The organism is Thermoleptolyngbya sp. PKUAC-SCTB121 (assembly GCF_016919485.1).
Classification (GTDB): domain Bacteria; phylum Cyanobacteriota; class Cyanobacteriia; order Elainellales; family Elainellaceae; genus Thermoleptolyngbya; species Thermoleptolyngbya sichuanensis.
In genome coordinates, this window is record NZ_CP070366.1 from 3,338,856 (window position 1) to 3,351,478 (window position 12,623).

Below are 12,623 nucleotides of genomic sequence, written 5' to 3' on the forward strand. Positions count from 1 at the left end.
GGGGCGGAATGGGGGGATGGCGGGATGGAGTGATGGGAAAGATGAGTAAAGATGCCAACCTCTCCAGTCCTCAAGGCTGAACCGATATGACCCACATCCCCATGCTTCTGGTTTATTTCCGTCTGGCGATCGCCCCTTTTCTGCTTTGGGATGCCTTCGATGGCTCGGTCACGCCCTGGTTCTTAGCGGGCTACATTGCCGCATTTCTATCGGACATTTTCGATGGGGTGATCGCACGGCGGCTGGGCGTGAGTACGGCGGCCGTGCGGGCCGCAGATAGCTGGGCGGATGTGACGCTGTATCTGTGTCTGGCGGTGGCAGCGTGGTGGGTGCATCCAGACATCCTCACGGCGTTTCGTGGACCGCTGCTGGCGGTGGTGGCAGCGCAGCTTCTCTGGTGGGGGGTAAACCTGGCAAAATACGGCAAGCCCGCTAGCTATCATACCTATTCTGCCAAGCTGTGGGGGATCACGCTCTTTGTCGCCAGCATTGCACTGTTTGGTTTTGGACAAGGCGGGCCACCGCTGGCGCTGGCAGTGGCAGTGGGGCTGGTGCATACGGTCGAAGAAATCGCCATGACCCTGATATTGCCCACCTGGCAGCACGATGTCTTGAGCTTGGCCCATGCGCTGAAGCTGCGGCAACAGTTGGGGTAAGCTTTGGAAGGCGAGAGATGAGAAGATAAAGGAATCAGGGGCCTGGTTCCAATCTGTCCGAATCTCCGAATTCAGGGCTGTAGATTGGGTCAGGTTAGCTGTCGATGGATCAGGTTAAAGGCTTCTGTTTGTTAGCCAGAATGCGGAATAGGGCACTCTGGCTAGGGGCTCTTTGGGGTAAAGCGTTATAGAGTAAGGGTGCGATCGACTTCCATGTCAGGGTTCAGCCCAAGGGTTTAGCCCGAGGTTTCTGCATTCCAACGCTGCATCCCTGCCCGCCCCTTCATGTGCTGTTGACCTTTCTGCCGTCCACCCTACTGTGTACACACAGGTCTTCTAGGCTTGAGCGACGATGCTTTGATCCCCCCTAACCCCCCTTCAACAAGGGGGGAACCGATCCCGGAGTGACCCGCAGCAGGGAGAGCTGGATCGGAAGTCCCCCTTATCAAGGGGGATTTAGGGGGATCTTTCGGAAGTCCCCCTTATTAAAGAGGATTTAGGGGGATCTTTCGGAACCTGACGCAAAAAATCGAGATGTGTGTATACAGTGGCCGTTAATGATGGATATTACCCCCTTCTCCTCCAAGTTCTAAAAGTCTATGGTTGAGCCTGCTGGTTTCGGTTTGCCCCTACCCGACGACTGCTTTTGCCAGCTTTTTGAGCGCTCTGCCGATGCCATTTTGCTGATCGATGGCGACGTGTTTATTGACTGCAATCCAGCGGCGATCGCCCTGCTGGGTTGCACTGACAAAGCGCAAGTGCAATCGCTGCATCCCGCCCTCCTCTCACCAGCGGTGCAGCCCGATGGACGATCCTCGTTTGAAACGGCAAACGAGATGATGGCGATCGCCCTGCGGCAGGGCAGCCACCGATTTGAATGGATGCACCACCGCATGAATGGGGAAGACTTGTGGGTGGAGGTATTGCTGACGGCGATTGAGTGGCAGGGGCGCACCATTCTGCACGCAACGTGGCGAGATATTGGCGATCGCCTCCAGCTAGAGGCTCAGCGTCAGGAGGTCGAAAAGGCATTGCAACGAAGTGAACAGCGGATGCGGCTGGCGCTCAAGGCGGCGCAAACGGGTATCTGGGAATGGAATATTGCAACGGATCATCTGGAACACTTCAGCGATGAAGCGAAGCATCTGTTTGGACTGACGGATGACACCTTCGATGGCACTTGGGCGACCTGTGCGAAGGCGATTCACCCAGAAGACGTGAGGCGGATTGAACAGGCAATCGAATCGGCGATCGCTGGCAAAACCGCCTATGCTGCGGACTATCGAGTGATCTGGCCCGATGGCTCCATTCACTGGCTGGCGGGTCGGGGCGATGTCCTGTGGAGCGAAGACGGCAAGCCCCTGACAATGGTGGGCACGGTGCAAGACATCACGCCGCGCAAGGAAGCAGAAGAGGCTCGCCGCCAAAGCGAGGAGCGCTTTCAGGCGTTTATGGATCACAGTCCGACGGCTGCCTGGATGGTCAGCTATGAGGGGCAAATGCTCTATATCAACCAGACCTATCTGAAAATGTTCACCCTGCCCACGCCGGACGTGGTGGGCAAGTCGCTATTTGATCTGTACCCCAAAGAGGTCGCGGCAGAATTTTTGCACAACGTTCAAACTGTCATTCACAACCGTCGTCTGCTGGCCACGATCGAGCCGATTCCGCTGCCGGATGGCACGACTGGCGATTCGCTGGTCTACAAATTTCCCATGTCGGATGGATCGGGACAGCAGGTGGTGGGCGGCATCGCCATCGACATCACCGATCGCAAGCGGGCAGAAGAGGCGATTCAGGACTATGCCGATCGCCAAACCCTGCTGAACCAGCTTGCCCACCAGATCCGCAATTCTCTCAACCTGGACACGGTACTTGAAACCACCATTCAGGCCGTGCGAAACCTGCTGGAAATCGACTATTGTGGCTTTTGCTGGGTGCTGCCCGATGCCGACACGCCGCACTGGGAGATTGTGCAAGAAGCCAAAAACGACCACGCGCCCAGCTTGCTGGGTGAGTATCCCCTGCGGCTGATTGGCGACAGTGTGGTACAGCAGTTGATCCAGCAGCAGATGGTTTGGGTAGACGACACGGCCCAGTGCAGCGACCCGGTTTTTCAAGCGCTGCTGACGGAATCGGGGGTGCAGTCGGTGGTGCTGATGCCGCTGCGGACGCATTCTCAGCGAATCGGCTGTCTGATTGGCGACCACTTTCAGCAGGTGCGCCCGTGGACCGAGCGAGAGTGCGATTTGCTGCAATCGGTGGCCACCCAACTGGCGATCGCCATTGACCAGGCCGAACTCTACGCCCAGAGCCGCGCCCAGAGCGAGGAACTGCAACACGCGCTGCAAGAGCGTCAGCGCACCCAGGCGCAGATGGTGCAAAGTGAAAAAATGTCGAGCCTAGGGCAACTGGTGGCCGGCATTGCCCATGAAATCAACAACCCGGTGAACTTTATCCATGGCAACCTGGCCCATGCCCGCAACTATGTGCAGGATTTGCTGGAGCTCATGGATCTGTATCAGCAGGAATATCTTGAACCCACGCCCAAAATTACCCAGTATGCCGAAGAAATTGATCTGGAGTTTCTGCGCGAAGATTTGCCCAAACTGCTTGCCTCAATGCGAGTGGGAACCGAGCGGATTCACGAGATCGTGCGATCGCTCCGCATTTTCTCCCGGCTAGACGAAGCAGAGTCTAAGCCCGTAGACATCCACGACGGCATCGATAGCACGCTGATGATCTTGCACAACCGCCTGAAGGCGCGCTCCGGCCGCGAGGAGATTCGGGTGGTCAAAGAATACGGCTCGCTGCCGCCCGTCGAGTGCTATGCAGGTCAACTCAACCAGGTGTTTATGAACATCCTGTCGAACGCCATTGACGCGCTAGAAGAACGCGACCAGCAGCGGGCGATCGCCGACCAGCAGGCTGAACCCAGCACCATCCGCATCAAAACCCAGGTCTTGCCCGATCATCAAGTCAGCATCCACATCATCGACAACGGCACAGGAATACTGCCCAGCGTCAGGCAGCGCATCTTTGACCCATTTTTCACCACCAAGTCTGTCGGCAAAGGCACAGGCATGGGCATGTCCATTAGCTATCAAATCGTCACCGAAAAGCACGGCGGCACGCTGGAATGCTTCTCGGAACCAGGTCAGGGCACCGAGTTTGTGATTCAAATCCCAATCTCCCAGGCGATCGCAGAACTCTCCTAACCCATTCCTCCCTCTTCATTCTTCCCTCTTCGTTCTTCGTTCTTCCTTCTTCCCCCTCCCCTCACACCCCGTCCACCCCGTTCACTCCAAACCGTATCAAAAAACACAAAACACCCTCCCCCTTGGGGATAATATGCTACGCGCAAGGGGGTTTCCAAGGCTGACCAGGTTTAGGGACACGAGTTGCTGATCCCTGCTGTTGGCGATCCAGCGATCTATTGTTCGTGCTTCGCTGTTATTTATCAGGGCGCGGGGGCAAAGCTCTTGCGCTCCTGTGCCGCTCAATAATCTCTGAAATAGACCTGCAATAGACCCCTGCAATCACTGTTACTAGGAGCACTGGCGTTCATGGTTGCGACTTCGAGGGCAGACGGTGAAACGTTTCGATTAAGTTCATTTTTGCTCAGCGACGGGCCCGCAGGGTTTCTGCTGAGTTGGGTGGCAGGGTTTGTAGATACCTCAGCATTTATTATTCTGTTTGGCATTTTCACCGCCCATGTCACAGGCAACATTGCGCTGGCAGGGTCGTCCTTTGTGGCATCGGACGAAGGCAGCACGGTGACGCGGCTGCTGATGCTGCCCATCTTTATGCTCACGGTGGCCATCACGTCACTGGTCGCTCGGTTTGCACGGGGCAAGAAGTGGCCGGTGTTTGCAGTGCTGCTGACCCTAGAGGCGATCGCCCTGGCGGTGTTTCTCGTCGTGGCGACGAGCCTCTCCCCCTCTCTGCTTGTAGACGTGCAGGAAGATCTAATTTTCCCCATCGCGATGGCCGGTGTGGTGGCAATGGCGATTCAAAACGCGCTGATGAAAGAAGCCAAAGGCGTATTTAAGAGCTACATTCCAACTACCGTGATGACGGGCAACACCACACAGATCACCATCGATATCGTGCAGTACATCGTAGGTAAGCTAACGATGCACAAAAACCCCCAGGCTAGCCAGGAGGTAGCCGAAGCGGTTGAGCGGATGGGCCGTGTTTTTCCTGTTATCCTAGGGTTTGCGCTGGGTGGCGCGTCGGCGGTTTATTTTGTCATGGTTTCCGAAACTTGGTGGAGTTTGATCATTCCGCTGATTATCATTTCTGTGATGGCGATCGCCGCTTTCAGGGAACATGCCCAAGCCTCTTCCCCTGCATAATCTGAACCTGCACTGTATTAGACCTGAAACTTAAACCTGAACCCTACTTGATCGCTTTCTCGCATTTACGGATACACACAGCTTCATACACTGGTGTAATGCTGATGGGTGAAGAAGAGGGTTTTCCGCTGCTAGCACAATGTTGATTAAAGCTGATTTAACTTAAAGCTCAACGACTTAAAGCTCAACGACTTAAAGTTGATTGACATCGAAGAACTAAATCAGCCTGATTCTCTCAAACAAGAAGGATATATCCGATGAGACGTGCGTTTCTGTCTTTAGTAGTTTCCCTAGTCATGGGGTTGAACCTTTTATTGGGAAGCGCTGCCCATGCCTTTCCGATTTCCCAGTTCTCGATTTCTGATTTATTAAAAGCATTTCCGGGTCTAACGCAGACCAGCGATCTGGATTTGACCGAGTCTCAAAAAGAGCTGTTGCAACAGCTCAATGAGGAAGTTCTCCCCCAACTTGCTGCTGTTTTGCGCCCCGACCAGATTGATCAGTTTGCCGCAGAAATTGCAGGCGGCGACAGCCTCCGCAAGGCCTTCAAGTCACTGACCCTGACACCAGAGCAAAAGTCTGAGCTTGCAAGCCTGATCAAGGGTCTGCCCAAGAGCGACTTCTTCGCCACCCTGACCCCCGAACAGCGCACCGAGTTTTTCATGCGAAAGAAGGGGCTATTCAAACCATCTATTGAAGAGATCACTGAAAAGATCAAATTCGGTTTGAAGAAGAAGGAGATGTTTGCCCCGACTGCCGAAGAAATCGCCGAGAAAGTGAAGGCAAAAGGGATCAATCCTGGTAAAGATGGCATCGCGCCAACGGCTGACGAAATTGCTGAAAAGATCAAGATTGGCTTGAAGAAGAAAGAAGAGTTTGCGCCTTCTCTGGAGACGATTACTGAGAAGATCAAGCAGAAGATCGAGACGGTTTCCGAGTAATTTTTCTCTAGTTTTTGCTCTAATTTGTTGGGTGCATCCCACTTTTTTAACCCTCACCCTAATTTAACCCTCACCCTAAATCCCAGAAGTGTTGAATCTTGATGGTAAAACTTTACAAAAAGCATTCTCAAGAGGCGGATTATTGAGATGGAAGCAATAAGTAGGTCATTATAGGCAGAATTATAGATCTTTTGTACTGGATTTAGCTATGAACTTGCCCTGCTAACATTGCGTTCAACACTTCTGCCTAAATCCCTCTCCCAAAACGGCAGAGGGACTTTCAATCCGACTCCCTTCTCCCAAAAAGGGAGAAGGGGTTGGGGGATGAGGGCAAACTTGCAGAACTGGGATGCGCCCAATTTGTTTACCTCAAACTTCATCTTTGTTTACCTCAAACTTCATCGGGGCTGTATGGATTGGGATTTTCCACCGTACAGTCCTTTGCTTTAGTTACGTTTTGAGGCAACGTGATGAATTTGCTGCGCTCCTATATTCACTGCGCTCTATTCACCACACTCGTACAGTCACTGCGCTCGTACAGTCACTGCGCTCGTACAGTCACCCCGCATGAGTGTAGCGCTCCCAATTCCCATTTTCTGAGACGAAACAGCACCCGGTAGATCGACAATACCAGGGTTGTCAAAACCAAGGTTGTCAGATCTGTGCCGAGTGCCATTTTCAATTAGTGAATTGACCTGGGACAGGTACTTTACCTAATGCATAATCAACAGATGCATAACTAACAGATACCTAATAGCGGATCTGGAGCGTGACGGTTGTTTGCACTTCTTGTTCTCCACCAATCACAGGCGTAGGCGCAGCAGCGGCAGAATCCATTGCCATAGACTGGCGCAACACAGGCATCGGTGGGGGTGCAGAGGCGTGGTTGATCTGCACACCGACAATTTCCTGACGGCGCAGACCCAGTGCTGCCAGGACAGTATCCGCCTGGGACTGGGCCTGCTGAACGGCTTCGCGCAGAGCGACCTGCTGGGCCTGGGCGATCGCCTCATCTGAGGCCACAAAGCTCACGCTGTCGATGCGGCTGGCCCCCGCTTTTACGGCTTCATCTAGCAGCCCGCCGGCCTGCTCGGTCGGCACACGGAAGCTGACGGTGTTCGTGGCCGTGTAGCCCACGAGCCGCTGCTCGTTGTTGTTGTAGTTGTAGACCGGGGTGAGGTTGATGCCTGTGGTTTGCAGCTTATCAACCTGGCGCGATCGCAGCAATTGCACCACTGCATTTGACCGACGCGCCGCGTCCTGCTGGGCCGCTTCTGCGGTTGCCCCCCGCACTTCCACCCCCAGGTTGACCTGGCTGAGCGTGGTGGGGATAAACTCGTTACCTGTTCCCGTTACCGTCAACACGCGCGTCATCACTTCATTCGCCATCACTGGATCGGGGTTCATCGGCATCAGGCTCAGCCCACCCACCGCCAACAGCACCGCCGAACTCAGCCCAAAGGCGGTGCGCGTCAGTCTGTTCGGTTTCATCGCCGCTTTTATCATAGAAGGCATCGCGGGTTTCATTGCTATCATCTCCTCATAGGAATGAATTTAAGGATGCTCCTACTTTGGCACTGCCCAGGAGAGACGGTACGTTCAGTTACACTTTTTGATACCCCATCTTTTGAAACCTAGCCGATCGACCTGATCGAGGCGGAAGCAGCATCGCCACGTCTGCTGGCAGAAATCGAAGCCACCGGAGTCGATTTGTGAGTCGGACTACTGCAAGTTTGGCGCTTCGCCTTCGGGCAGAGATGGAGGAACATTAAGATGGGCGATCGCCCTCGTTCAGTCCCATTTGCTGACGCACGCTCTGACGAAATGCCTTCGCGGCTGCCAGCGGACTGGGATTGCGGACGCATTCATTCAGGAATTCCACATCCAGTTCAGGCAGCAATTCACTGTGCTGAACTAGCTCATAGCCAGCCGTTTGCAAAAATGATTCAGGAACCTGTTCGCGGAGATGGTAGATCGAAAAGCGATCGCCCTGCCAAAACCAGACTTCTGAAATACCCAGCCGCCGAAACCGTTCCAGTCGGTTCATCCCGCCGCTGGTGATGATGACTTCGATCGCCAAATCTGGAATCTCCTTTTCGCTGCCAATGCAATAGCTCTCGTCTGGCTCTAGCCCAACCTGTTGCTGTGCCTGGCGAAAGGTGGTAGACCCTGTGGGGAAATATTCAATTTCTGCTTCCAGAAAATAGATTTCCAGCAGCGTACCAATGCGGGTTTTTCTTGACTCATGCCGACGGCTCGGTGCCACAATTTCTAAGATTCCATCTAAGTAGTTCACCCGGTAGGCGAGGCTGTCGCCCCGTTCTGCCAGCAGCGTTTCATATTGCGCCCAGGAGACGTTGGAGATGAGCCGCTGTTCTTCCGGATCTTCGATTTGCCAATGGGTTGCCAGGTCGTCGAGGAGTTGCATGGCGGAGTTGCGATTTTGGATTTTAGATTTTGGATTTTGGATTTTTGGGGGCGATCGCCCTGGATTGCTAATTATCAAGCACTATCGCGAATTATCGCTGAGCATTTTGAAACATCTGCCGCAGCCAGTCCCAGATGGCGAACACGGGCTGCATGGCTTCGCCCAGGCTGACTCCAGTAATTCGCACCAGCACAACCAGCAGCACCAGGGTAATCGCCACATTTATGGCAAGCCGGATTGCCTTGGTAATCAAGGAAAACACCAGCATCAAAATGAGAACGGCGATTGCCGCCGTGATTAAGGTCTCCACGTTGTTTTAGCCTCCTAGCGCTTGCTTGCTGCTTCCACCATACTCAGAAACGGAGTTGGAAAGGGCAACTCTGCCCAGATGGGCGATCGCCGGAGCTTATCGCAAGTGTGTAAGTCCTGATCTAATACTCAATCCAATACTCCTAATGGCAATCATTGAAACCTGAATACCAATCTGGCTCCCCACCTGAGATACGATGATGTATTGTGTTTTGCGGTTTCTAGTGTTTTGCGGTTTCTAGCGTTTATCTCAGCGGGGGATGTGGCATGACGGCGACCCAGATGGCTCCGGGATTTTGTGAAGGGATTCAGTATTTTGGTGAAACGCTCCCAGGATTCGAGACCTACGGGGCTACACCTGCCATCGCTGAAGGGGCAAGGGCGATCGCCACGCCAACAGACCCCGCCGCTGTCTTCCAAACGCTGCTTTATGCCGACGCGCTGCGCTACCTGACGGTGCAAATCTGCGGCAGTAAAGGATCTGGACACCCCGGCGGCTTTGCCAGTCAGGCCGAAGCGTATGCCGCACTGGTGATGCTGGGCTACAAAAACATCGTGACGGAGGTGGGACACCACGCGCCAGGATTCTATAGCGCCATGTTCCTCGATCGCTCGCTGGAGGATATGGGCATTACCACGGTGCAGCAAATGCGCGATCGCTTCCGGGAGCGGCACGGACTGTTGGGCCACCTGTCTGGCTTTATTCCCGGTCTGCTGGCTCCGGCGGGGCCCTTGGGCCAGGGGCAGCATTTTGCAATGGCCGGGGCGTTGCTGTATCCCGACACGCTATTTCCCTTTACCATTGGCGATGGCGGGCTAGGCGAACCCTACATTATGAGTTCGTTTATGCACTTCCACACAGCCTTCCCTGGTTCTACCAACTTTTTGCCTGTGCTGGTGTGGAATGGCTTTTCGCAAGAACACCACAGCATGGTGTCGCTGAAGACCAACGAGCAAATGCTGGCCTACTGGCATGGGCACGGCTTTGACGAAGTGGTGCTGGTAGATGCGAAGGACTTCGATGATCAGGATCAGTCGGGAGATTATGTCGATAGCACGGCTTTCTCCTTGAAGCAGCGCCTCGCTTTTACCCAGAGCGTGCTGGTGGGTGTGGACGAAGCAGCCCGCTCTGCCCTCAGCGGCAAGCTGACCGCGTTTATCATCAAGCAGCTCAAGGGCGCAGGGGTTCATGCCCGTGGCGCAAAGTCCCACAATCTATACCCCAAAGACACGCTGGACGCGCCCCACATTATGGATGCGCTGAAGACGCGATCGCTCTCTCCTGAAGCTTGGGCAATCGTGCGGACGAACTGCGAGCGGGCGGGGGGCGGCCCCGCATCGAAAACAGTGGTCACCGAGTTTGAGCGTCCCCTGCCGGATTTGGGGCCGCTGCCGCTAGAGGAATATCCGGTAGGGGGCGACCCCAAGGTTTCGACTACGGCAATGGGCAAGCTGGTAGGGCATGTGGGAACGAGCGATCGCACGTTTCTGGTCACCAACGCCGACGGCAACGAGGCATCGGGCATCGCCAACATCAACCAGGCGCTAAAGATCATTCACCCCACCGAAGACCCGCTCTATAACCAGGCTCCCACGGGTCAGGTCTATGAGCCGCTGAGCGAAGATGCTTGTGCGGGTCTGGCAGTTGGGCTGTCGCTGTTCGGCGGGCGGACGCTGTGGTGTTCCTATGAATCGTTTGCCATTAACGGGTTGCCGATCTGGCAGACGGTAACGCAGGCGATGGCCGAGCTACGCCGCAAAACGCCCGCGACCATTACGCTGTTTACCGCAGGAGCGCTAGAGCAGGGGCGCAACGGCTGGACGCACCAGCGCCCAGAAATTGAGGCCTACTTTGCCGCCATGATGCGGAATGGGAATGTATTTCCGCTGTTTCCGCCCGATGCTAACAGCGTGCAGGCTTGCTACGAATGGGCGCTGTCGCAGAAAAACAAAGGTGTGGTGATTACCGCCAGCAAGTCGCCGCTGCCGATTCGCACGACGTTTGACCAGACGCGGCAGGCATTGGAACGGGGGGCGATCGCCCTTCATTCCAGCAGCGGCAGCAAGACCGTCGTGTTTGCGGTGGTAGGCGACATGATCCTTTCGCCCGTATTCGACGCAGCAAAGCTTTTAGAAGCCCAAGGCTTGGGGGTGCGGATCGTGTCGGTCGTCAGTCCCCGTCGCCTCTACCGCCCCAGCGATACCCTGTGGGACATCTGCTCCGAGCCAGATGGTCATTTCCTGGACGATGCTGGATTTGAACACCTGTTTGGCGGCGATGCGCTGATCGGCGTGACGGGTGGAGCCAGTGCCATGCTGGAGCCAGTGATGCTGCGCTCAACCAGCAAGCGCGATGTGTTTGCCTGGAAGCGAGGCGAAACCACCGCCAGCGCTGGGGAACTGATGGCGCTCAACGGCATTACGGCTGAAGCTCTGGCTGCACGGGCGATCGCGCTAGCCTAATCGCGCTAGTCCAATCGCGCTAGTCTAAGAGGATGTTTGAAAAGTCCTACTGTTTGTAAGCAAAGCGTGCAAGATCCCCCTAAACCCCCCTTAAAAAGGGGGACTTTAAGGCGGTTTCCCCCCTTTTTAAGGGGGGCTAAGAGGGATCTCTGAGTGCTTAACATTAGAGCTAATATCAATTCTCTAAATACCCGCTACACATAGAGCATCGACAATCCAATCCCACTGAGTCAGCGATCGCAGCGACTCCGCCGAAAGGCGACAAACCCACTGGCTGATGGCGTGCTGGAGTTGGCAAACATCATCAAAGTGAACCCAAGCTAGCTCCCGCTTGAGTTCCCGCCAGACCCGCTCAATGGGATTGACCTCAGGGCAATAAGGCGGCTGAAACACCAAGATGACATTGTCCGGTATCGTCAGGGTCTGAGCCGTATGGGCTGCGGCATTATCCACCTGAATCAGATGTAAATCATCGGGGAACTGAGCCGCAAAGCTGTGCAAAAACGCCTCAAAACAGGAACTGTCGAGATGAGAAAACTCGACTATCCACGATGCACCGCTCAGCGGTTCCACTAGACCGTACAGCCACCGATACACAAAGTCCCATTGAACTGAACCAATCGGCTGCACCCCAAAGCCCGTCAACTTGCGATGTTGAACCGTCAGCAGTCCGACGCGGCTCTCATCGCTGCACCAATAGCGGATTCGCCCCCCGTAGCGTTGTCTCAAGGCTGGCGGAATCGACTGGCTTATCTGGGCTGCAAGGTTTGCTGAACGGACTCGCACGCCCCAGGAGTCTGCTTCTTTGACACCGGACGGGGCACTTTGAGCTTCGCTTTGAGCCGATAGCGCACCGTCTTATGCACCGTCTTGTAGGGGACGGGTTGACCATGCACCGCTGCGAGCCACTGCTGCACTGCTCCATAACTGCTAAAGCCTTCTGGATCTTGCAGTTCCCGTTCCAAAGATGCCAGGACTTCACCGCTAATCGCTCGCGGTCGTCCACTGCGAGATGCCACCTTCACCAACGCTTCGAGTCCACTCTGTCGATACTGGCTCAGCCAACGAGACACGGTCGTGCGATGGCAACCGCTCAGTTGGGCTAACTGCTCAACGCTCTTCGCTTGTCCGGTTTTTAACCACCACAACACCTGTACTTTACGGCGCTGTGATGACCGTTGCTGTTGTTCCAAGACGGCTTTTAGTTCTTCTGCTGTTTCAGCGATATCGATTTTGAGGACTCCACTCGTGGCGGCTCGCTCTAACGTCTTCTTACATGTAGCAGATCTTTGGAGATTTGATATAATTTATGAAGCAAATCTTAAGAAGCCTGAAACTCTTGGCATGTGTGGCTTTGAGGTCATGTTTGCCCAGGAAAAGCGGTTTCTCGGAAATCCTTGATTAACAAGGCTTTCAGGCTCCTTTACAAATTAGCTCTTACAGGCGATACCAGAAGTGTTGAACGCAA

At 54.7% G+C, this 12,623-nt stretch carries 10 protein-coding genes; 5 read left to right on the forward strand and 5 right to left on the reverse strand.

Translation table 11 applies throughout. The annotated features are described in order from the left end of the window. Positions 1-86 precede the first annotated feature (86 nt). The 4 genes from JTM80_RS13775 (at position 87) to JTM80_RS13790 (ending at position 5,955) form a co-directional block, all read left to right on the forward strand. The gene (locus tag JTM80_RS13775; RefSeq protein ID WP_205369623.1) at positions 87-656 is read left to right on the forward strand and encodes a CDP-alcohol phosphatidyltransferase family protein; all 570 of its coding nucleotides are present in this window, start codon (positions 87-89) and stop codon (positions 654-656) included. Positions 657-1,255: 599 nt separating this feature from the next. Then, entirely contained in the window at positions 1,256-3,874 is a 2,619-nt protein-coding gene (locus JTM80_RS13780; RefSeq protein ID WP_172355711.1) for a PAS domain S-box protein, read from the forward strand. A gap of 348 nt (positions 3,875-4,222) precedes the next feature. Then, on the forward strand, positions 4,223-5,014 hold the full coding sequence (locus tag JTM80_RS13785; RefSeq protein ID WP_172355709.1) for a YoaK family protein: 792 nt from the start codon (positions 4,223-4,225) through the stop codon (positions 5,012-5,014). 257 nt (positions 5,015-5,271) lie between these two features. Next, complete coding sequence (locus tag JTM80_RS13790) at positions 5,272-5,955, forward strand: hypothetical protein (RefSeq protein WP_172355707.1); 684 nt, start codon at positions 5,272-5,274, stop codon at positions 5,953-5,955. A 750-nt stretch (positions 5,956-6,705) separates the two neighbouring features. Here JTM80_RS13790 and JTM80_RS13795 read toward each other — a convergent pair. From JTM80_RS13795 to JTM80_RS13805, 3 genes are all read right to left on the reverse strand, one after another. Next, the gene (locus tag JTM80_RS13795) at positions 6,706-7,446 is read right to left on the reverse strand and encodes an SIMPL domain-containing protein (protein WP_172355705.1); all 741 of its coding nucleotides are present in this window, start codon (positions 7,444-7,446) and stop codon (positions 6,706-6,708) included. Between the two features lie 277 nt (positions 7,447-7,723). Beyond that, positions 7,724-8,383, reverse strand: coding sequence for a Uma2 family endonuclease (locus tag JTM80_RS13800; RefSeq protein WP_172355703.1), 660 nt, complete (start codon positions 8,381-8,383; stop codon positions 7,724-7,726). A 91-nt stretch (positions 8,384-8,474) separates the two neighbouring features. Continuing rightward, positions 8,475-8,693, reverse strand: coding sequence for a hypothetical protein (locus JTM80_RS13805; protein WP_172355701.1), 219 nt, complete (start codon positions 8,691-8,693; stop codon positions 8,475-8,477). Between the two features lie 266 nt (positions 8,694-8,959). On the opposite strand from JTM80_RS13805, the gene JTM80_RS13810 reads away from it, so the two are divergent. Further along, on the forward strand, positions 8,960-11,155 hold the full coding sequence (locus JTM80_RS13810; protein ID WP_172355699.1) for a phosphoketolase: 2,196 nt from the start codon (positions 8,960-8,962) through the stop codon (positions 11,153-11,155). Positions 11,156-11,338: 183 nt separating this feature from the next. Here the strand turns inward: JTM80_RS13810 and JTM80_RS13815 are convergent, their stop codons facing one another. Beyond that, entirely contained in the window at positions 11,339-11,884 is a 546-nt protein-coding gene (locus tag JTM80_RS13815; RefSeq protein WP_172354233.1) for an IS630 family transposase, read from the reverse strand. A 20-nt stretch (positions 11,885-11,904) separates the two neighbouring features. Then, a complete protein-coding gene (locus JTM80_RS13820) occupies positions 11,905-12,348 on the reverse strand; it encodes a helix-turn-helix domain-containing protein (protein WP_172354897.1) in 444 nt (147 codons plus the stop codon). Positions 12,349-12,623: the final 275 nt, after the last annotated feature.